This window comes from Chromobacterium sp. (assembly GCF_041912965.1).
GTDB classification, from domain to species: domain Bacteria; phylum Pseudomonadota; class Gammaproteobacteria; order Burkholderiales; family Chromobacteriaceae; genus Chromobacterium; species Chromobacterium aquaticum.
Genome location: NZ_JAYSGF010000020.1, coordinates 1 through 19,132, shown reverse-complemented (window position 1 = coordinate 19,132; position 19,132 = coordinate 1). Strand labels below are relative to the sequence as shown.

At 65.0% G+C, this 19,132-nt stretch carries 21 protein-coding genes; 10 read left to right on the top strand and 11 right to left on the bottom strand.

Features of this window, described 5'->3' with window-relative positions; translation table 11 throughout:
• Window positions 1-9: 9 nt before the first annotated feature.
• The 9 genes from ACE3QM_RS12265 (at window position 10) to ACE3QM_RS12225 (ending at window position 5,806) form a co-directional block, all read left to right on the top strand.
• Window positions 10-366, top strand: coding sequence for a 6-carboxytetrahydropterin synthase (locus ACE3QM_RS12265; protein ID WP_231461316.1), 357 nt, complete (start codon window positions 10-12; stop codon window positions 364-366).
• A gap of 185 nt (window positions 367-551) precedes the next feature.
• Window positions 552-1,187, top strand: a complete 636-nt coding sequence (gene queE, locus ACE3QM_RS12260) for a 7-carboxy-7-deazaguanine synthase (RefSeq protein ID WP_048407784.1) — start codon at window positions 552-554, stop codon at window positions 1,185-1,187.
• Window positions 1,188-1,482: 295 nt separating this feature from the next.
• The gene (locus tag ACE3QM_RS12255; protein ID WP_231461306.1) at window positions 1,483-1,743 is read left to right on the top strand and encodes a DUF2282 domain-containing protein; all 261 of its coding nucleotides are present in this window, start codon (window positions 1,483-1,485) and stop codon (window positions 1,741-1,743) included.
• Window positions 1,744-1,901: 158 nt separating this feature from the next.
• On the top strand, window positions 1,902-2,177 hold the full coding sequence (locus ACE3QM_RS12250; protein ID WP_048407782.1) for a DUF2282 domain-containing protein: 276 nt from the start codon (window positions 1,902-1,904) through the stop codon (window positions 2,175-2,177).
• Between the two features lie 49 nt (window positions 2,178-2,226).
• Window positions 2,227-3,054 carry a DUF692 domain-containing protein gene (locus ACE3QM_RS12245; RefSeq protein ID WP_374422206.1) on the top strand — a complete coding sequence of 276 codons (828 nt, stop codon included), beginning with the start codon at window positions 2,227-2,229 and terminating at the stop codon, window positions 3,052-3,054.
• Window positions 3,041-3,790, top strand: a complete 750-nt coding sequence (locus tag ACE3QM_RS12240) for a DUF2063 domain-containing protein (RefSeq protein WP_374422204.1) — start codon at window positions 3,041-3,043, stop codon at window positions 3,788-3,790. Before ACE3QM_RS12245 ends, ACE3QM_RS12240 begins: the two co-directional genes overlap by 14 nt.
• A 121-nt stretch (window positions 3,791-3,911) precedes the next feature.
• The gene (locus tag ACE3QM_RS12235; protein WP_048407780.1) at window positions 3,912-4,367 is read left to right on the top strand and encodes a DoxX family protein; all 456 of its coding nucleotides are present in this window, start codon (window positions 3,912-3,914) and stop codon (window positions 4,365-4,367) included.
• Between the two features lie 52 nt (window positions 4,368-4,419).
• Window positions 4,420-5,268, top strand: coding sequence for a phosphoserine phosphatase SerB (gene serB, locus ACE3QM_RS12230; RefSeq protein WP_374422201.1), 849 nt, complete (start codon window positions 4,420-4,422; stop codon window positions 5,266-5,268).
• A gap of 25 nt (window positions 5,269-5,293) precedes the next feature.
• Window positions 5,294-5,806: a hypothetical protein gene (locus ACE3QM_RS12225; RefSeq protein ID WP_048407778.1), complete on the top strand. Its 513-nt coding sequence runs from the start codon at window positions 5,294-5,296 to the stop codon at window positions 5,804-5,806.
• Between the two features lie 95 nt (window positions 5,807-5,901).
• Here ACE3QM_RS12225 and ACE3QM_RS12220 read toward each other — a convergent pair whose 3' ends face one another.
• The 4 genes from ACE3QM_RS12220 to phhA all read right to left on the bottom strand — a co-directional run bounded on the left by ACE3QM_RS12220 (window position 5,902) and on the right by phhA (window position 10,752).
• Window positions 5,902-6,978 (bottom strand): ABC transporter ATP-binding protein, encoded by a 1,077-nt coding sequence (locus tag ACE3QM_RS12220; protein WP_374422199.1) that lies wholly within the window; start codon window positions 6,976-6,978, stop codon window positions 5,902-5,904.
• Window position 6,979: 1 nt separating this feature from the next.
• Window positions 6,980-8,590, bottom strand: a complete 1,611-nt coding sequence (locus ACE3QM_RS12215) for an ABC transporter permease (RefSeq protein ID WP_374422197.1) — start codon at window positions 8,588-8,590, stop codon at window positions 6,980-6,982.
• 108 nt (window positions 8,591-8,698) lie between these two features.
• Window positions 8,699-9,691, bottom strand: coding sequence for an extracellular solute-binding protein (locus tag ACE3QM_RS12210; RefSeq protein ID WP_048407775.1), 993 nt, complete (start codon window positions 9,689-9,691; stop codon window positions 8,699-8,701).
• 167 nt (window positions 9,692-9,858) lie between these two features.
• Entirely contained in the window at window positions 9,859-10,752 is an 894-nt protein-coding gene (gene phhA / locus ACE3QM_RS12205) for a phenylalanine 4-monooxygenase (RefSeq protein WP_374422193.1), read from the bottom strand.
• Between the two features lie 130 nt (window positions 10,753-10,882).
• On the opposite strand from phhA, the gene ACE3QM_RS12200 reads away from it, so the two are divergent.
• Window positions 10,883-11,365: an Lrp/AsnC family transcriptional regulator gene (locus ACE3QM_RS12200; RefSeq protein WP_231461042.1), complete on the top strand. Its 483-nt coding sequence runs from the start codon at window positions 10,883-10,885 to the stop codon at window positions 11,363-11,365.
• Here ACE3QM_RS12200 and ACE3QM_RS12195 read toward each other — a convergent pair.
• The 7 genes from ACE3QM_RS12195 to ACE3QM_RS12165 all read right to left on the bottom strand — a co-directional run.
• Window positions 11,322-12,575: a hypothetical protein gene (locus ACE3QM_RS12195; protein WP_374422190.1), complete on the bottom strand. Its 1,254-nt coding sequence runs from the start codon at window positions 12,573-12,575 to the stop codon at window positions 11,322-11,324. The genes ACE3QM_RS12200 and ACE3QM_RS12195 overlap by 44 nt on opposite strands.
• Before the next feature lie 180 nt (window positions 12,576-12,755).
• Window positions 12,756-13,904 (bottom strand): DUF6708 domain-containing protein, encoded by a 1,149-nt coding sequence (locus tag ACE3QM_RS12190; protein ID WP_374422186.1) that lies wholly within the window; start codon window positions 13,902-13,904, stop codon window positions 12,756-12,758.
• Window positions 13,904-14,089: a hypothetical protein gene (locus ACE3QM_RS12185; protein WP_374422188.1), complete on the bottom strand. Its 186-nt coding sequence runs from the start codon at window positions 14,087-14,089 to the stop codon at window positions 13,904-13,906. Before ACE3QM_RS12185 ends, ACE3QM_RS12190 begins: the two co-directional genes overlap by 1 nt.
• Before the next feature lie 29 nt (window positions 14,090-14,118).
• Window positions 14,119-15,267, bottom strand: a complete 1,149-nt coding sequence (locus tag ACE3QM_RS12180; RefSeq protein WP_374422186.1) for a DUF6708 domain-containing protein — start codon at window positions 15,265-15,267, stop codon at window positions 14,119-14,121.
• Complete coding sequence (locus tag ACE3QM_RS12175) at window positions 15,267-17,912, bottom strand: T6SS effector BTH_I2691 family protein (RefSeq protein ID WP_374422184.1); 2,646 nt, start codon at window positions 17,910-17,912, stop codon at window positions 15,267-15,269. Before ACE3QM_RS12175 ends, ACE3QM_RS12180 begins: the two co-directional genes overlap by 1 nt.
• Window positions 17,909-18,874, bottom strand: a complete 966-nt coding sequence (locus ACE3QM_RS12170) for a DUF4123 domain-containing protein (RefSeq protein ID WP_374422182.1) — start codon at window positions 18,872-18,874, stop codon at window positions 17,909-17,911. Before ACE3QM_RS12170 ends, ACE3QM_RS12175 begins: the two co-directional genes overlap by 4 nt.
• Window positions 18,871-19,132 (bottom strand): hypothetical protein (locus tag ACE3QM_RS12165; RefSeq protein ID WP_374422180.1); only part of this gene is annotated, 262 nt, incomplete at its 5' end. The genes ACE3QM_RS12165 and ACE3QM_RS12170, both read right to left, overlap by 4 nt.

Sequence of the window (19,132 nt, the reverse complement as noted above, 5' to 3'; positions counted from 1 at the left end):
CGCTTCCGCATCTGGAAGGAACAGCGCTTCGAAAGCGCCCGTCCTTTCAACGATCAGGGCGCCTACACCGGCCACAGCTATCTGGTCCGGCTAATGTTGACCGGCAAGCTGGACCAGACCATGGGCTGGCTGCTGGACTTCGGCGACGTCAAGGACCGCTTCAAGCCCATCTACCGCCAGCTGGACCACAATCCGCTGGACCGGCTCAGCGGCGTGCGCGGCGGCGACAGCGCCTCGGTGGCGGAATGGGTGCATGCCCATCTAGCGCCGCTGGTGCCGGAACTGGCGCGCATCGACCTGATGGAACAGGAACAGCGCGGCGTATCGCTGATGTTCCATGACGATATGCGCTGGCCGCTGCTGTAAGAACCTGTTTACGATCTGCTGCGCGTCGGCGGGATGGATAGAAATGGGCGTTGAAACCAAGCTCAGTGCTCATGTACCACGAGTACATTCCGCTTTTTCGCTCGTTTTCGCCTTGTCTCGCCTTAGCTCGCAAGATCGTAAACACGTTCTAAGCCTGTCCCTTCATTACATTTAGAGAACGCGCTGTGACGACTTACACGGTCAAGGAAATCTTCTACACGCTGCAGGGCGAAGGCCGGCAAGCCGGCCGCGCCGCGGTGTTCTGCCGCTTCTCCGGCTGCAATCTGTGGTCCGGCCGCGAGCAGGACCGCGCCAAGGCGGTCTGCCAGTTCTGCGACACCGACTTTGTCGGCGTCGGCCCGGACGGCGGCAAATTCAACAGCGCGGCGGCGCTGGCCGAACGCATCGCCGCCGAATGGCCGGCCGGCGCCGGCGGCGTGCCCTATGTGGTGTGCACCGGCGGCGAGCCCTTGCTGCAGCTGGACGCCGAGCTGATCGCCGAACTGCACCGCCGCGGCTTCGAGGTGGCGGTGGAAACCAATGGCACCGTGGCCGCGCCGCCTGGGCTGGACTGGATCTGCGTCAGTCCCAAGGCCGGCGCGGAGCTGCTGCTGCAAAGCGGCGATGAGTTGAAGCTGGTCTATCCGCAGGCGACGCAGCTGCCGGAAACGGTGGAGCACCTGGACTTCGACACCTTCTATCTGCAACCGATGGATGGACCGGAGCTGGCCGCCAACACCCGCGCCGCCATCGCCTACTGCATGGCGCATCCGCGCTGGCGCTTGTCGGTGCAGACACATAAGGTTACCAATATCCGCTGAACTTGCCGGGCCCTTCTGGGCCCAATCCTTATCCGCCTCCCCTGCCCCCTCGCTCCTCCCGCAAGAAAAAATCGCGCTCCGCCGTAATGAAACCGCCTTGATGCCGACTTACCGGCAAGAAGGGCGGCCAGGCGGCGCGGCGAATCAAAAAAATCGCATCTACAGTGTAAGAAGCCGGCAAGGCCCCCGACTCAACCCATGTCCGCCCCAGTGAAAGCAAGGGCGGGAAACACGGGCTCGTTTATAATCCGCACCATCAATTTTCGGCCTCAAGCCGTTAAACAGGAGAAACACCATGAGTACCAGCAAAACCCTGATCGCCTCCGCTCTCGGCGCCGTTGTAGCCTTCGGCGCGCTGGCATCCGCGCCGGCCGCCGCCGCCGACAAAGAGAAGTGCTACGGCATCGCCCAGGCAGGCAAGAACGACTGCGCGTCGGCCACCGGCGCCCATTCCTGCGCCGGCCAGGCCAAGATGGACAAGGACCCGGGCGACTGGAAATACGTGGCCAAGGGCAGCTGCGAGAAAATGGGCGGCAGCTCCGCGCCTAAGAAGTAAGCCGGACCCGACCGGAGCGCGGCCACCGCGCTCCGGCCGGAATCTGAACGAAATCTGAAAGAACAAATTTCAAATCCATGTAGTCTCAGCGAGGTTTGCCAAACGCCGGTCTTAAAACCCACCAAGGGCCGGCCCGCACATCCCCACAGGAGACTGACATGAACACCACTCGCAAACTGCTTGCCTCCGCCGTCGGCGCCGTCATCGCGCTGGGCGTCGCCGCCTCGGCACAGGCCGAGGACGCGCCTCAGCCCAAGGAAAAATGCTATGGCGTCACCCCGGCCGGCAAGAACGATTGCGCCTCCGCCGACGGCGCCCATTATTGCGCCGGCGAAGCCAAGGTGGACAACGACCCCAATGAGTGGCACAGCGTGCCCAAGGGGACTTGCGAGAGCCTGGGCGGCAGCACCACGCCGCCGCCCAAGCAATCTTGATCGCGCCGCCGGACCAGCCGTCCGGAGCCGCGCATCGAAGGGAATGACGATGAAAACCAAGCTTCCCGCGGTCTGCGGCATCGGCCTGCGCGCCCCGCATTACCGCGAAGCGCTGGACAGCCGCCCGGACCTGGGCTGGGTGGAAGTGCACAGCGAGAACTTCTTCGACGGCGGCATGCCATGGAGCATGCTGCATGAGGTGGCCGCCTGTTGGCCGCTGTCGCTGCACGGCGTCGGCCTGGGCTTGGGCTCGGCCGCGCGCCCGGACCCGACTCACCTGGCCGCGCTCAAGCGGCTGGTGGACGCGATGCAGCCCGCTGCGGTATCGGAACACCTGTCCTTCAATCATTCCGCCAACCGCTTCGTCAACGATCTGCTGCCCATTCCCTACACTCGCGAGTCGCTGGCGGTGATCGCCGGCCACGTCGCGGAAACCCAGGACGCGCTGGGCCGGCCCATCCTGCTGGAAAACCTGTCCAGCTATCTGGAGTTTCCCGGCAACGAGATGCACGAGGGCGAGTTCCTGGCCGAACTGGTGCGCCGCACCGGCTGCGGCATCCTGCTGGACATCAATAATCTCTACGTCAACCGCGTCAACCTGGGCGTGGACACCGACGCGGTGCTGGACGCGCTGCCGGTGGCGGCGATAGGCGAAATCCACCTGGCCGGCTACAGCGAACGCGAAGGCATGCTGGTGGACACTCACAGCCAGCCGGTGCACGACGGCGTCTGGCAGCTGTACCGCGAAGCCATCGCCCGGCTGGGCCCGCGGCCCACCTTGATCGAATGGGATCTGGAAATTCCGCCGCTGGCCACCTTGCGCGGCGAGGCCGCCAAGGCTCAGGCCATCCTGGAGGCCGCGCATGAACTGGTCTGATTGGCAGGCGGAACTGCTGGAACAGATCGCCGATCCGGCGCACGCGGTGGAAGCGGCGCCGGCGCTGAACCCGGCCGGCCTCGCGGTCTACCGCAACAATTACCGGGTGGGGCTGATCGACACCCTGGCCTTCATCTATCCGGTCTGCCGCCAACTGGTGGGCGAGGACTTCTTCACCGGCCTGGCCCGCGCCTTCATCGGCGGCCATCCGTCGCACAGCGGCAATCTGCATCTGTACGGCGCCGGCTTCGGCGACTTCATCGCCGGCTTCGAACACGCGCGCGAACTGCCTTATCTGGCCGATGTCGCGCGGCTGGAATGGCGGGTCCACCGCGCCTACTACGCCGCCGACGCCGCGCCAGTGGACAGCGCCGCGCTGGCCGCCTTCCCGCAACAGCGCTGGGGTGAGCTCAGACTGCGGCCGCTGCCCGATGTCGCCGCCCTGCTCAGCCGCTGGCCGGCGGCGTCGATCTGGCTGGCCCACCAACGCCAGCCGGTGGAACTGGACGTGGACCTGCACCGGCAGCCGGAGGCGACGCTGGTCTACCGCCTTCAGGGCCGGGTTCAAGTCGAAATCGTCGGTCCCGGCCTGGCCGCGCTGCTGCAAGCCTTCCTCGACGGCGCAATGCTGGAGAGCGCGGTGGAACAGGCGCTGGCCGCCGAAGCGGACTTCGACCTGCAGGCCGGCCTGCTGCGGCTGTTCCAGCAGGGCCTGATCCAGGACCTCACACTGTAAACACGCTTAAACCCTGAGCACCGAATCTCATCCAAGCTTGCGGGCATGGAGGGGATACTCACGCCCACGATTTGCCATCCGCCACTGCTGAACCATACTCAACACACAGGAGACACCCGCCATGAACCCCTTGACCTGCTCCCGCCTCAACACGCCCTATCGCTGGCTGATACGCGGCGGCGATCTGCTGCAACCGCTGCTCTTGCTGCTGTTCCGGCTGTGGATCGCCAATGTGTTCTTCAAATCCGGCCTGACCAAGATAGACGACTGGGACACCACCCTGCTGCTGTTCACCGAGGAATACCACGTGCCGCTGCTGCCGCCCGCCATCGCCGCGCTGCTGGCCACCGCCGGCGAACTGGGCCTGTCCGCGCTGCTGGCGCTGGGCCTGGGCGCGCGCTTCGCCGCCGCCGGCCTGTTCATCCTCAACGCGGTGGCGGTGATCAGCTACCCGGGGCTGACCGAGGCCACCCGCGAATTCCATTACTACTGGGGCATGCTGATCGCCACCGTGCTCGCCTTCGGCCCCGGCCTGCTGTCCGTGGACGCGTGGCTGCGGCGCTGGGCGGAACGTTGAGCGGCGCGGCGTGGCATAATGCCGATTCCGACACGCATTGACCCGCCACGCCATGAGCCCTGCCTACACCCTGGTGATCCAAGCCGACACGCTGGACCCGCATCATCTGCATGAACTGGCCCACCTCGCCGAGGCCACCCATATGGATCATCCCAGCCCCAGCGTCGCGCGCCTGCGCGGCGCGGCGCCGGCGCAACGGGCCGCGACGCTGGCGCTGTGCGAGCAATGGGGCTATGACGGCGCCTATGTCGAAGCCGGTCGCAGTTTCGCCGATTTCGGCCTGCTGGTGTCGGATATGGACTCCACGCTGATCACCATAGAGTGCATAGACGAGATCGCCGATCTCAACGGCCTCAAGCCTCAAGTGGCAGCCATCACCGAACGCTCGATGCGCGGCGAGCTGGACTTCGCCGCCTCGCTGGCGGAGCGGGTGGCGCTGCTGCGCGGCTTGCCGGAAAGCGCGCTGGAACAGGTCTATCGTGACAGAGTCCGGCTGATGCCGGGCGCCGAGACCTTGCTGGCCGCCTGCAAGCGCCACGGCGTCAAGTTCATGCTGGTCTCCGGCGGCTTCACCTTCTTCACCGACAGGCTGAAAGCCGAATTGGGCCTGGACTTCGCCTTCGCCAATCAATTGGAAGTGGAAAACGGCGCCTTGACCGGCCGGGTGCGCGGCCCCATCGTCGACGCCGCCGCCAAGAAACGCTTGCTGATCCAGCAGCGCGAGGCACTGGGGCTTAAGCCTGAGCAGGTGCTGGCGATGGGCGACGGCGCCAATGATTTGCAAATGCTGGCCGAAGCCGGCGTCGGCATCGCCGTGCACGCCAAGCCGGTGGTGCGCGCCCAGGCCGACATCGCCATCAACCACGGCGGGCTGGACCGCATCCTGAACCTGTACCACTGAACACGCACGCCACGGGAGCCGACCGATGAGCTTATTTCCTGAACTGGGCAGCGCCAGCTTTGACGCCGAACTGCCGTTCTCGGTACAGCCGCTGCCTGGCGGGATCTGTCCGGCGCGCCAGGAGCGCGAAACCCGGCTGGCGCTGCGGGTGCTGGCCGCACCCACCGAAACCCTGCCCGAAGCCGACCCGATGCTGGTGCGGCTGGAAGCCAAGCTGGACCTGGCGCTGGAAGTATCGCTGCTGTCGCGCCACCCCGAACGAGCGCCGCTAACGCCGTGCCGGCTGGGCCTGGACAGCATCGCCTGGATCTCCGACCACGCCAACCACGGCAGCGAGCCGGTGCTGGTGGCGCTATGCCCCAATCCCGACTCCGCGCTGCTGCTGTTTCTCGCCGCCCGCATCCGCACGGTGACGCCGGGCGAAAACGGCAACTATCTGATCTGCGCCGACATCAGCGGCGCTTTCGACGAAGCCACCCACCTGCTGTGGGAAAAATGGGTGTTCCGCCGCCATCGCAAGGCGATACTGGAACGCTGAGTCTGACCCGCAAAGAATGGGCAAAACCTCCTGATCGGTTTTGCCTGCGGCTTGGCCCCGTTTTTTCCCGCCCTCCCAGCGTTCCCCGGCCCTGGTCAGCCGCCTCCCGCTCCCGAGCGCGGAAAAGCGATCAAATGATCCAGCTCCAGCCGGATGCCTATCGCCTCGCCCAGCGCATGGTCGTGATGGCTGGGCACCTGGGCCAGTACCCGCTGGCCGGACGGCAGCGTCAAGGTGTAATGGAACTCGGCGCCGCGGAACACCTTGGCGCTGACCCGCGCCCGCGTCGGGCTGACATCGTCGTGCACCACATCGTCGGGCCGCACCAGCACATCCACCTCGTCTCCGGTCTCGAACTGCAAGGGTACGATGCCGCAGAATTCGCCTATCTCCAGCGCCACGCAGCGCGGCCCGGTCACCTTGCCGGACAGGAACACGCCCTGGCCGATGAAATCGGCGACATAGCGCGTGGCCGGCTCGTGGTAAAGCCGATACGGCGTGTCCCACTGCAATAGCCGGCCCTGCTGCATCACGCCGACGCGGTCGGCAATGGCGAAGGCCTCGTTCTGGTCATGGGTCACCATGATGGCGGTGGCGCCCTGGCTCTTCAGGATGTCGCGCACCTCGCGCGACAAGCGCTCGCGCAAATCCACGTCCAGATTGGAAAACGGCTCGTCCAGCAACAGCAGGCTGGGCCTGGGCGCCAAGGCGCGCGCCAGCGCCACCCGCTGCTGCTGGCCGCCGGACAATTCGTGCGGATAGCGCCGCGCCCACTCCGCCAGCCCCACCACCTCCAGCACTTCCGCCACCCGCGTCGCGCGCTGGCTCTTGGGCAGCGCGTTCAGGCCGAAACCGACATTGCCGGCCACGGTCAGGTGCGGAAACAGCGCGTAATCCTGGAACACCATGCCGATGCGGCGCTGATGCGCCGGCAGCTGTTCGCGGAAAGAGCTGATCACCTGGCCATTGAGCCGGATTTCGCCGCCCAGCAGCTTCTCGAAACCGGCAATGCAACGCAGCACCGTGGTCTTGCCGCAGCCGGAACTGCCCAGCAGGCAGGCGATCTCCCCGGCCTGCAAGCCGAAACTCATATTGTCCACTACCCGGCTCTCGCCGTACTTCTGGCTGACCAGGTCGAACTCCAGCAAGGCTTGTTCATCCATACGCTTCATCTCAGACCGCATCCTTCTGCCGCGACAACACCCACACCGGCAGCAGGCCGGCCAGCACGATGGCCACCGCCGGCAAGGCCGCGCGCTCCCATTCGCCCTCGGTGGTCAAATTGAAAATCCTCACCGCCAGCGTGTCCCAGCCATAAGGCCGGGTCATCAAGGTGATCGGCATCTCCTTCATCACGTCGACGAACACCATCAGCACCGCGGTGAACAGGCCGCCGCGCAATAGCGGCAGATGCAGCCGCGTCAGCAGGCGCAGGCCGCTATAGCCCATATTGCGCGCCGCCTCCTCCTGGCTGCGGCTGATGCGATGCATCGCCGTGTCCACCGCGGAATGGCCGACCGCGAGGAAGCGCGCCACATAGGCCAGCATCAGCACCAGCAAAGTGCCCTTGATCACCGCGCTGGCGTCCGGCGCCAGCCAGGGCCGCAGCCAATCCAGCAAGCGGTTGTCCAGCCAGGCGATGGGCACGAACACCCCCACCGCCAGCACCGTGCCCGGCACCGCGTAGCCCAGCGTCGCCAGCCGGCTCCACAGCCGGGTCCAGCGCGAGGGCTCGCGCCGCGCCGCGTAGCTGAGCAGCAAGGCGGTCAAGGCCACCAGGCCGGCGGCCAGCAAGGCCAGCAGCAGCGAGTTGGCGACATGGCCGAGGAAGTCCGCGTCCAGGTCCTCGGCCAAGTGGGCGCCGGCCCAGACCAACAACTGGCCGAAGGGCAGCGCGAAAGCCAGGATCAGCACCAGCGCGCAGGCGGAGGCGGCCAGCCAACCGGCCGCGCCGTCCAGCCGCAAGCGCGGCAGCGGCGACGCCTTGCCGGCCTGGGTATAGGCGCGGCGCCCGCGCGAGCGCTGCTCCAGCCACAGCAGCAGCAGCACCATCAACACCAGCAAGGACGCCAGCTGCTTGGCCGCCGGCAGGGAAAACAGGCTGAACCAGGCCTTGTAGATGGCCGAGGTGAAGGCGTCGAAATTGAAAATGGCCACGGTGCCGAAATCGGCCAGCGTTTCCATCAAGGCCAGCATCAGGCCGCCGGCGATCCACGGCCGCGCCATCGGCAGCGCCACGCGGCGGAAGCCCTGCCAGCGCGACAGGCCCAGCGACTGCCCCACTTCCAGCGCGCGCCGGCCCATGCTGGCGAAGGCGTTGCGCGCCAGCAGATAGACATAGGGGTAGAAGGCCAGCGACATCACCAGGATCACGCCCGGCGTGGAACGGATATTCGGCACCCAGGACGAATCGCCGAAACGCTCGCGCAGCCAGCTTTGCAAAGGCCCGGTGAAATCGAACAGGCCCAGCTGCGAAAACGCCAGCACATAGGCCGGCATCGCCAGCGGCAGCATCAGCGCCCAGTGGAAAAAACGGCGCCCGGGGAAATCATGCACCGCGGTCAGCCAGGCCAGCGGCACGCCCAGCAGCAGCACGCCGGCGCCGACGCCGCCTATCAGATACAAGGTGTTGAGCAATAGCTCCGGCAAGGTGTAATCGTACAGATGCCGCCACACCTCCCAGTCCGGCGCCAGCAACGAGCACAGCATCACCAGCAGCGGCACGACGGTCAGCAGGCTGATGCCGAAAGCCAGGCCGCGCCACGGCGACAAGAAACGAATCATCGGCGGAGAAACCATGTCAAAAACGCGGGGAAACAAGCAAAGACAGCCTGCCGGGACTTTGGTGCCCGACAGGCTGTAAAAAAATGCGGGCAGACGGCCCGCCGCGGCTTACTTGTAGCCTACGCGGTCCATCAGCTTCACCGCCTCCGCCTGGCGCGCGCCGGCGTTGGCGACATTGATGTAGCTGTGCTTGAACTCGCCCCAGGCGGCCACGCTGGCGTCAGGCTTGACCTTGGGGTTGACCGGGAATTCCATGTTCACGTCGGCGAACATATTCTGCGCCTTGGCGCTGGACAGCCATTCCAGGAACTTCAGCGCGCCCTTCTCGTTCTTGGCGTGCTTGACCACGCCGGCGCCGGAAATGTTCACATGGGTGCCCTTGCCCGCCTGGTCGGCCCAGAAAATGCCCAGCGGCAGCTTGGGCGATTTTTCCATCAGGCGGCCGTAGTAATAGGTGTTGGCGATGCCCACCTCGCACTGGCCGGCGGCGATGGCCTCCAGCATCTTGGTGTCGTCCGGGAATTCGCGAGTGGCCAGATTATCCACCCAGCCCTTGACCACTTTCTCGGTCTTGGCCGGGCCCAGATCGGCCAGCATCATCGCCACCAGCGACTGGTTGTAGACCTTCTTGGACGTGCGCAGGCACAGCTTGCCCTTCCACTTGGGGTCGGCCAGGTCGGCGTAGCTGGACAGTTGGCCCGGCTTCACTTTCTGGGTGTTGTAGAAAATGGTGCGCGCGCGGATGGACAGGCCGTACCACTCATTGCCCGGGTCGCGCAGATAGGACGGGATGTTGGCGTCCAGCAGCGGCGACTTCACCGGCTTGAGCAGGCCCATCTTGGCGGCCTGCCACAGATTGCCCGCGTCCACGGTCAGCAGCAGATCGGCCGGACTGTTGCCGCCCTCGGCGCGCAGGCGCTCCATCAGCGGACCTTCCTTGTCCGACACCAGCTTGATGTTGACGCCGGTTTCCTTCTTGTAAGCCTCGATGATGGGCTTGACCAACTGCTCGGCGCGAGCGCTGTAAACCACTACGTCTTCCGCCATGGCGTGGCCGGCGAAACCCGCCAGGATGGCGGCAAGCATCAGGTGCGTTTTCAAGGTGTGTCCCCTGTTGGGTTGAGCGATAGGAATCGGAGCCTCAATCTAACAAAAATGAGAATGCTTATCAATCTAGCAAACACTCACATTTTTGTTTTAATCGGAACAAATAAAAAGACCCGCCGTGGCGGGTCTATCGCAAGCTTGCCAGCCATCACGGCAAGGCGTCACACATCTTCGGAATCGCCCCAGCCGCTGCGGTCGCCAACGTTGAAAACCTGGTCCTCCGCGGCGATGTCGCCGGCGCCCAGCGTCGGCGCCTCGGCCAGGCGCGCGTACAACGGCGCGAAATCCGGCGCGGTGGCGTCGAACAACTGCTGGAAGCTGTCGATGACGAAATAGGTTTTCTGGAAGGTGTCGATGCGGTAGCGGGTGCGCATGATGCGCTCCAGATCGAAACCGACGCGGTTGGGACTGGCGCTGTCCAGGCAGTACACCGATTCGCCCTTGCTGGACACGATGCCGGCGCCGTAGATGCGCATGCCCTTGGGGGTGTTGATCAGGCCGAACTCCACCGTGTACCAGTACAAGCGCGCCAGCAGCGGCAAGGCGCCCAGCGCCTTGGCCTTCATGCCGCCCTTGCCGTAAGCCTCCAGGTAGTCGGCGAACACCGGATTGATCAACAGCGGCACATGGCCGAACAAATCATGGAACACGTCCGGCTCTTGCAGATAGTCCAGCTGGTGCGGCTCGCGCAGCCACCAGGTGACCGGGAAGCGGCGGTTGGCCAGGTGTTCGAAGAATACATCGTCCGGAATCAGGCCCGGCACCGCCACGATCCGCCAGCCGGTGGCGGCCATCAATTGTTCATTCAGCTTGGCGAAATCCGGCACCCGGTCCGCGTCCACGCCCAGGCGCTCCAGACCCTCCAGGAATTCATCGCAGGCGCGGCCCGGCAGCATCTCGCTCTGGCGGCGGTACAGCGTGGCCCAGGTGGCGTGGTCGGCGGCGGTGTAGCGCTCCAGCGGTTGCGGCAGCGTGAAGTCCACGCGGTCGTGGCTGAGTCCGACATTCTTGCGCGTGGTGATGTCGGGCACGACGAAATCGGCTCGGTCGTTCATGGTGGCGGGTCCGGAATTTAGGTGGATAACTCTAGTTTAGGCCCGGAGCGATGCGGGAAGACCGCAAAATTTGCCTGTGTACGATTTTTTTTGCACACTTGCCGCATATAAACACCACGAAATGCTCATCATGCGCAAAATTGAATTGGACCGCTTCGACTACCAGATCCTGGACGCGCTGCAGCACGACGCCCGCAGCACCCATCAGAAGCTGGCGCAGCAAGTGGCGCTGTCGGCGTCGCAGATCGGCCGCCGCATCCAGCGCATGGAAGAGAACGGCGTGATCCAGGGCTATCAGGTGGCGCTGAAACCGGAACAGGTGGGCCTGTCGGTGATGGCCTTCGCCCACGTCAGCCTGGAACGCCACAGCGAAAGCGCCTTGCAGGAATTCGCCCAGGCCATCAATGAACTGCCTGAGGTGCTGGAATGCTACGCCGCCGCCGGCGAGGCGGACTACCTGCTGCGCATCGTGGTGCCGGACCTGCCCTCGCTGTCCACCTTCGTGATGAACCGGCTGATGCGGCTGTCGCTGGTGCGCAGCGTCAAATCCACCATCGCCTTGAACGCGATCAAACAGACGATGAAGCTGCCGCTGTCCTCGGTGCCGGAGTGAGCGCTTCGCCCTTCGGCGCGGCGGACACCCTCTGCAGCCGGCAGCCCGCCGCGTCCTTCCATGCCAGCCATTGCTCTTCCGGCATGTCCGGCTGGCACAAAATGGCCAGATGCAAGGGGTAGCTCAGATCGCCCGCCAAGCCCAGCGCATCCTCCAGCGATTCCAGCGGCACCCTCTCCCGCTGGAACCAGTCCGGCAGCCGCGCGCTCAGCGCTTGGCCCAGCCCTTGCAGCTCTTCTTGCCCCAAACCGCTGTGCCAGACACAATCCGGCGGTTTGGCATCGCCCTGCACTCGCATCAGCTGCGCCAAGTCCTCGGACCACTCGGCCGCCGAAGTCGGCTGCGAACGCGACAGATGGCGGATGGGCCGCGCACCGTCATCGCGGCCGCCCAACAGCAAAGCGAAACCATGCTCGGAACCATCCGGCGCCATATCGTCGGCCCCGTGCAACAGCGCGCCCAATAGCAAGACAGGCCGACGCCTCTCCTGCTGGTACACCTGATCGTAAATCGCCTGCCAGCCCTGTTCCGGCGTCAGCATCCCTGCCCGCTCCGCTAACGGCTCCCGCCAGCGCTCCTCGCCACCGCCGGACAATTGCTGGCGGCAGACCAAGCGCCACAAAGCCTCATCCTCCTCCCTGGCCATCAGGACCAAGTCTCCGTTTCCGAGCGCCGCCAAGCGCGCCATCAACTCCGGTGTCAGCACCTCCAGCAATAAAGCCTGCAAACGCAAAACACGCTCCCGCCGTTCCGGCTCAACGGCAAGCCACTCCGGCAGCGGCCCAGGATCCAAGACCGGCGGCAGGCTCAATGCCTGGCCCGCATACTGCGGCCCATTCCCGGCCAGCCGCTGTTCCAGCGACAGCGGGCGCGCCAGACGCACGCTGGCAGCCAACACCGGCAGCGCCGCGCGCGCCCATTGCTCCCAGCCCCGCATCAACTCGTCCTGCGCCTGCCGCTCCGCCTGAACCTCCTCCCGCTCGGTTTCAAACAGGTAGTAGCGTCCTCCCCACAACATCAGCCAGCTCAAACCGGGAATCAACAGCGCCCAGCCCCAAAAACGCCAATCCATGAGCTGACCGCGCGGCCACAGCAAGCTGGTGGCGACCATGCCGAGAATAAAAGCCCCGGCCAGCATGGCCAGCCAACGGCCATGCGACGGCGGCGGCGGCCAATCCGGCCGCGTCAATTGCGGAAAAGGCCAAGCCATATCCATCTCCCGTTTCGATGATGACAAAAACGTCAGCTTCCAAGCACGGATCGCCCGGCCGCTGGCGCAACATCGATTGATCGCAGCATTTTTCCAGCGCGTCCGGCCTGTAGCGTGGGCAAGGCCGACGCCGGGCTGCGCGTGAACGCATCTTCAGATCACCCAGCCAGGCCATTCCGCTCACAACCAGCTCCGCAGCCAATGCCACGGCAGCCACGGGTCTTGATTGTCCAGCCAGGCGAACAGCGGCCAGACCCAGAGCGGCGTGTACAACAGCGGCAGCAGGTTGTAGCCGATCAGCGCCAGCAGCGAGCCCAGCTCGGATTCGCCGCTGACGCGGCGGATGGCCTTGGGGAAGCGGCCCTCGTAGCTGAGCAGCTGCGAGAGCTGATGACCCAGCATCCAGATGAAGAAGGCCGGGAACATGATGACCCTGAGCACGCGGAAGAACGGCAGCTTGCCGATGCCGCCCGGCAGATTGAGGCGGAACACCGTCAGCAGGCTGGAAACCGGATTGGGCCAGCGCGTGCGCAGCCGCCGCGGCCGCGGCGCGGCCTGCGGCCCCTCCTCCATGAAACGGCGGATGTATTCCCAGAACCCGACCAGTTGGGCGTAGTCGTCGCAGGGACCGCCGAGGAAGGCACCGTCGACGCCCTGGCTGGTGCCGGCATAGGGATTCTGGTTGTCATCGGTTTCCCAAGCCAACAGCAGGAAGCCGCCAGCCGCGCCGGCGGCATCGGCTGCGTTCTCGACTTCGGGAACGCCGGCTTCGGTTTTGTCCCAGTCATATTCGGCCACGCCGCCCAGATGCGGCGGACGCAGCAGATAGACTTTGCGGGTCTTGCGGTTGAAGCGCACCACCAGCCGCCGTAATGTGAAAGCTTCCAGACGCCAGATGGGGAAACCAAAACGCAACAGAACATAGCAGTAAACAGGCGTTGTCAGGGTAAAGCCAATAAAAGCAATCCAAAACTCCAAGGTACTAACCGCCTGATTAGGGCTTAAGCCGAACAACTCCAGCCAGATATCAATTACGCTGTACCAAGCTAGCCCCCCTCCCCATGTAAACACTGCTAGTACGAGTGTAATCAAGCCTCGCTTATCATCGTTATAAGTACAAACATCGATATAGGTGTTGGTATGACGATAGATCGCATGATGGTCGTCGATATGCTCGGCACAGCGTTGATATAGGTATTTTTCTCTCGCCCCCTCCTCACTCTCTATCCTCTTTACTGGCGTGGTGGTCTGGCTCTGATACTGGTCCAGAATGCTGCCCGGCTTGGGACGCTTGCGATTGAGATAGCTGATCCACTCCATCCAGTACATCAGCGCAGCTCCTGGATGGCGGCGTTCAAGGCTTCGATTTCCTCGCTGAAGTTGGGGAAGCGCGGATCGCCGGGCCGCTGGCGCAACATCGATTGATCGCACCATTTTTCCAGCGCGTCCGGCCTGTAGGGGGGGCAAGGCCGCAGGGCTTGCCCACGCGGACGCCGGGCTGCGCGTGAACGCATCTTCAGATCACCCAGCCAGGCCATTCCGCTCACAACCAGCTCCGCAGCCAATGCCACGGCAGCCACGGGTCTTGATTGTCCAGCCAGGCGAACAGCGGCCAGACCCAGAGCGGCGTGTACAACAGCGGCAGCAGGTTGTAGCCGATCAGCGCCAGCAGCGAGCCCAGCTCGGATTCGCCGCTGACGCGGCGGATGGCCTTGGGGAAGCGGCCCTCGTAGCTGAGCAGCTGCGAGAGCTGATGACCCAGCATCCAGATGAAGAAGGCCGGGAACATGATGACCCTGAGCACGCGGAAGAACGGCAGCTTGCCGATGCCGCCCGGCAGATTGAGGCGGAACACCGTCAGCAGGCTGGAAACCGGATTGGGCCAGCGCGTGCGCAGCCGCCGCGGCCGCGGCGCGGCCTGCGGCCCCTCCTCCATGAAACGGCGGATGTATTCCCAGAACCCGACCAGTTGGGCGTAGTCGTCGCAGGGACCGCCGAGGAAGGCACCGTCGACGCCCTGGCTGGTGCCGGCATAGGGATTCTGGTTGTCATCGGTTTCCCAAGCCAACAGCAGGAAGCCGCCAGCCGCGCCGGCGGCATCGGCTGCGTTCTCGACTTCGGGAACGCCGGCTTCGGTTTTGTCCCAGTCATATTCGGCCACGCCGCCCAGATGCGGCGGACGCAGCAGATAGACTTTGCGGGTCTTGCGGTTGAAGCGCACCACCAGCCGCCGTAATGTGAAAGCTTCCAGACGCCAGATGGGGAAACCAAAACGCAACAGAACATAGCAGTAAACAGGCGTTGTCAGGGTAAAGCCAATAAAAGCAATCCAAAACTCCAAGGTACTAACCGCCTGATTAGGGCTTAAGCCGAACAACTCCAGCCAGATATCAATTACGCTGTACCAAGCTAGCCCCCCTCCCCATGTAAACACTGCTAGTACGAGTGTAATCAAGCCTCGCTTATCATCGTTATAAGTACAAACATCGATATAGGTGTTGGTATGACGATAGATCGCATGATGGTCGTCGATATGCTCGGCACAGCGTTGATATAGGTATTTTTCTCTCGCCCCCTCCTCACTCTCTATCCTCTTTACTGGCGTGGTGGTCTGGCTCTGATACTGGTCCAGAATGCTGCCCGGCTTGGGACGCTTGCGATTGAGATAGCTGATCCACTCCATCCAGTACATCAGCGCAGCTCCTGGATGGCGGCGTTCAAGGCTTCGATTTCCTCGCTGAAGTTGGGGAAGCGCGGATCGCCGGGCCGCTTGCGCAACATCGATTGATCGCACCATTTTTCCAGCGCGTCCGGCTCCAGCAGCCAGATCGCGCCGGTGCTCACCAGTCCCACGCCGCTGGCAAGGCGCGCGCCGCGCAGCAGCAGCGGCAGCACCCGCTGGCCGAATAGCCGGGCGGTGGCGATCCAGCCGCTGACTTTGGCCAAACCGTCCAACATGCCACGCAGAAAGGGAAGCTTCGCTTTGCTCAACGCCCAAGCCAGAAACTCTCCCGCCGAACCCAGCGCAATCGCCGCGCCCAACGCAGCACCACCTCCTGACACCGCTGCGCGAAGGAAATAAACATAGCTTAGACCTTTCCTATCTCTGTCTCTCGCCTCCACATAAGCACTAAAATCCACCACCATCCCCAACATCCCCGCCACGCTGCCCAAGGCGCCGGCCGCCAGTTTCATCCCGCCGCCGACGATGGCGCGCTGCTGGCCGCTCACTTGCTGGGCCAGCCCGCGGCCGGGGATCTGGCCCGCGCTCAGCTCGCTGGCGTTGGCGCCCAGCTCCAGCAGCACCGCGCTCAAGCCCAGCATCGCCGCGCTGCCTTCCGCCGCCGCCCGCCAGTTGTCGCCCATCTTGGGCGCCTTGCCGTACAGATTGGCCATTTCCAACAGGGTGACGATGCTGGCGAAGCGCAAGCTCGCCAGATTGCCCGGCGGCGAGCACCCTTGCAGCGCCGCGCTCATTTGCTTGCGATCGGCCTTGGCCAGCCGCTGCGCCGCCGCCGCCCGCGCCTGCGGATTGGGGAAGTGAGCGGCCAGCAGGTCCCCGCGCACCTTGCCCAGTCCGCATTGCAGCAGCCGGTGCAGGCGGCTGGCGCTCAAGACCGCGCGGTCCAGCGTTTGGCCGGCCGGCAGCTTGGCCAGCATCGCGTGGCCGGCTTGCAAAACCAGCAGGTTGACGCCGCCCAGGTGGCTGAGGCTGCTGCTGGACTGGTTGAGCTTGTCCCAGTAGTCGCTGAGCAGCCTGGCGCCTTCCGCTAATTTGTCCGGGCTGGCGAAGGCTGTCTTGACGCTGTGCTGGTTCAGCATCAGCGCATGCTGCAACAGCGCGCCGGGCTGGCCGGGCTGGACGTCGGCCTGCAGCGCCAGCCAGCGCTGGCCGGCCGCGCTGGCGTTGACGCCGTTCTGACACAGGCCGATCTGGTGCGCGTAACAGTGGCCGCTGTCCAGGTCGGCGTCGTCGTAGTAGCCAAGCGTCTGCCGCAATGCCTGGCTGTTCAGCCACTGTTGCCAGTCGGCGAAGCGTTGCTCGGCTTCGGCGTCGGCCTGGCGGATGCGCTGCTGCAGTTGCTGGAACGCCGCCCGGTAGCCGGCTTCGTCGCTGAGCCGGGCGCGGTAGCGGTTCCAGGTGGCCTGGGCTTGCTGACGAGTGGCGGCGCCGTGCCGGCGCTCCCAATCCGCCAGTGTTTGCTCGTATTCGGCGCGGTTGCGGTGGGTGTTGCGCGCATTGGGCAGGAAAGGCACGGGGCTCAGCAGGCCGTCGCGGCCCAGCGGCCGGCTGTGCAGGTCCTGGTCCAGCAGCAGCTCCGGCGCCGGCCGCCGTTGCCTGAGGTGATTGTCGTACAAGGCGTCCCGGGCCTCTTCCACGGTGAGCAGGATTTGATAGGCTTGCTGCCGACTGTAACGGTTGTAGCCGGAAGCGCGCTCCATGTCGCGCTCCAGGTCTAGCGTGGCGGTGTTGTGCCAGTTGGCCAGTTCCTGGGTCAGGCCGATCGGGTCGTGCAGGGCGACGGCGAAACTGCCTTGCTGGCCAAGGATGTCGCGGATGCCGTCCAGCCGCTCTTGGTAGGGAAAAGACACGTTCTGGAGAACGAGGCTGACGCCGGGCGGCTGCCGGGCCAGCGCGGCGGCGATTTTGGGGTTCTGCCTGAGCGGGCTGTTGTCATAGCTGGCGGCTTGCGCCGCCAGCGTGGGGAACAGGTGGGGATCGAAACGTTTGACCTTGCTCCGATCCTGCTTGAGAAAGCGGTATTCAGCCACATGCGGTTCCAGTTGCGGCGGGCTCAGCGCATGCGGCTGGGGTTGCGGCGCCAGCTTGAAGCTTTGCAGTTGCTGCCACAGCCGCGGGGTGTCGCGGATCTGGTTCAGCATGCGCGGGGTCAGCGGGTCCGGCAGGAACAGCAGGCGCAGCTCCTGAACGGTGTCGGGATGTTCGACATTGATCAGCGAGGCGTTGACGTGGTGGCCGGAGGTAGCGCACTGGAAGGCGCGGGGCACCGGGGTGAACACGCCGGGATTGAAGGCGGCGAGGCAGCTTTTGTCGTCCACGGTCCAGGCGCGTTCCCAGCCGCGCGGCTGGCCGCGGCGCTGAACCAGCATGTAGAGATAGCCGGCGCGCAGCAGACGCAGGGTGTAGCCGGCGGTGGCGAGCCGGCGTTCGCTGACGCCGGCGCCGAGCGGGCCGGCGGCGGGCAGCGGAGCCAGGTCGGCATGGCCGTCGCGATGGGCGGCCAGCGCGTAGCGTAGCGGCAGAATCAGCTGGCCTGGACGGTTGCAGAACACGCCGCCGCAGGGCAGCCGGCTGTTGTCGGGGACTTGGCTCATGGTCGGAAATTCCGGTGGCGGCGGGGGCGAATGGTGTCCAGCACCCTGGGCCAGTCCTGGCTTTGGAACTGGAAGATCAGGTAGTTGTAAAGGCCGGCCGGGTAGTCGGGTGCGCGGCAGACTTCCAGCAGCGCGAGCAACGCCGGGTGCTCCGCGTCATCCGGGCCCAGCAGTTCCAGCAGCACGGCGTAGCCGGCGGCCTCGTCCCCGGCCCGCGTCCAACCACGGGCCCGGGCCAGATCCAGCCAGGCGGCGGCGTGGTCCAGATCCAGCTCCAGCTCCCGCGCCGGCAACCTTCCCACCGCCGCGTCTTGCAGCAGCGGCAGCAGGTAACGCATCAGCAGAATATCCGGCAGGATTTCCAGCCAGTGCCAAGTGTGGTCCGGCAGCAGGAAGCCGCCGGGCGGCGGCCGTTGCGCCGGGTCGGCGGACACCACGGCCAGTTGCTTGGCCTTGGCGCTGTACCACCAGTGGCGCACCGGACCCAGCAGCGCCCGGCGCTGCTCCGCGGGCAGTTTCTCTATCAAAAGATGGAAGACCTGCGGATCGTAGACGCGCAGGTGGCGCAGTTCGCCGGACGGATGCTGCTGCGGCAGCAGGCGGCTGAGATGATCGGCCACTTCGGCGGCGGGGGCGTCGGCCAGCAGCCAGCCGGAAAGATAGTATTCGCTCAGGCTGTTGATTGTGCGGTCATAGGCCCACAACATGTTTTGCAGCCAGCTCAAACGCAGTCTCGACGACATGTCCGGCCAGGCGGCCGGGTCCAGCAGCGCCGGCGCGCGCTCCGGCGCTGCCTCGAACAGCAGATCCCGCAGTGGATGGATGGCCTGCTCCGGCACCGGGCCATCCCACAGGCCAAGCAGGGGGTCATGCTGGCTGCGATCGATCAGCAGGTAGAGACCGGCCGGCGCTGGATCTTGCGCTAGCAAGGCATTCAAGTCCGGTTCCATCGCGGCGTTCATGCCTGGGACTCCTGCTTGGGGTAATTCAGGGTGGCGCCGCCGGTTTGCGCGGAATGGCTTTGTGGCGGCTGGCATGGCGGCGCTATCTGGAAACGGGGCAGCCGCGCCTCCAGGCTGGCCGGCTGCTTGAGCAAGGCCCAGTTCAAGGCTCTGACGGTGTGATTGCCGGGGCTGCCGATTTCCACCGTGCCGTCCTGCTTCAAGCGCAGGTAGGCGCCGCCGCAGAGCAGGGTCAGTTCCTCCTGGGCGGCGATGGCG

Bases quoted from the DNA above. Each gene is read 5' to 3' on its own strand.
- ACE3QM_RS12255 (WP_231461306.1), top strand. From the start codon at position 1,483: ATGAGTACCAGCAAAACCCTGATCGCCTCCGCTCTCGGCGCCGTTGTA.
- ACE3QM_RS12250 (WP_048407782.1), top strand. From the start codon at position 1,902: ATGAACACCACTCGCAAACTGCTTGCCTCCGCCGTCGGCGCCGTCATC.
- ACE3QM_RS12245 (WP_374422206.1), top strand. From the start codon at position 2,227: ATGAAAACCAAGCTTCCCGCGGTCTGCGGCATCGGCCTGCGCGCCCCG.
- ACE3QM_RS12240 (WP_374422204.1), top strand. From the start codon at position 3,041: ATGAACTGGTCTGATTGGCAGGCGGAACTGCTGGAACAGATCGCCGAT.
- ACE3QM_RS12235 (WP_048407780.1), top strand. From the start codon at position 3,912: ATGAACCCCTTGACCTGCTCCCGCCTCAACACGCCCTATCGCTGGCTG.
- serB (WP_374422201.1), top strand. From the start codon at position 4,420: ATGAGCCCTGCCTACACCCTGGTGATCCAAGCCGACACGCTGGACCCG.
- ACE3QM_RS12225 (WP_048407778.1), top strand. From the start codon at position 5,294: ATGAGCTTATTTCCTGAACTGGGCAGCGCCAGCTTTGACGCCGAACTG.
- ACE3QM_RS12220 (WP_374422199.1), bottom strand. From the start codon at position 6,978: ATGAAGCGTATGGATGAACAAGCCTTGCTGGAGTTCGACCTGGTCAGC.
- ACE3QM_RS12215 (WP_374422197.1), bottom strand. From the start codon at position 8,590: ATGATTCGTTTCTTGTCGCCGTGGCGCGGCCTGGCTTTCGGCATCAGC.
- phhA (WP_374422193.1), bottom strand. From the start codon at position 10,752: ATGAACGACCGAGCCGATTTCGTCGTGCCCGACATCACCACGCGCAAG.
- ACE3QM_RS12200 (WP_231461042.1), top strand. From the start codon at position 10,883: ATGCGCAAAATTGAATTGGACCGCTTCGACTACCAGATCCTGGACGCG.
- ACE3QM_RS12195 (WP_374422190.1), bottom strand. From the start codon at position 12,575: ATGGCTTGGCCTTTTCCGCAATTGACGCGGCCGGATTGGCCGCCGCCG.
- ACE3QM_RS12190 (WP_374422186.1), bottom strand. From the start codon at position 13,904: ATGTACTGGATGGAGTGGATCAGCTATCTCAATCGCAAGCGTCCCAAG.
- ACE3QM_RS12185 (WP_374422188.1), bottom strand. From the start codon at position 14,089: ATGCGTTCACGCGCAGCCCGGCGTCCGCGTGGGCAAGCCCTGCGGCCT.
- ACE3QM_RS12180 (WP_374422186.1), bottom strand. From the start codon at position 15,267: ATGTACTGGATGGAGTGGATCAGCTATCTCAATCGCAAGCGTCCCAAG.
- ACE3QM_RS12175 (WP_374422184.1), bottom strand. From the start codon at position 17,912: ATGAGCCAAGTCCCCGACAACAGCCGGCTGCCCTGCGGCGGCGTGTTC.
- ACE3QM_RS12170 (WP_374422182.1), bottom strand. From the start codon at position 18,874: ATGAACGCCGCGATGGAACCGGACTTGAATGCCTTGCTAGCGCAAGAT.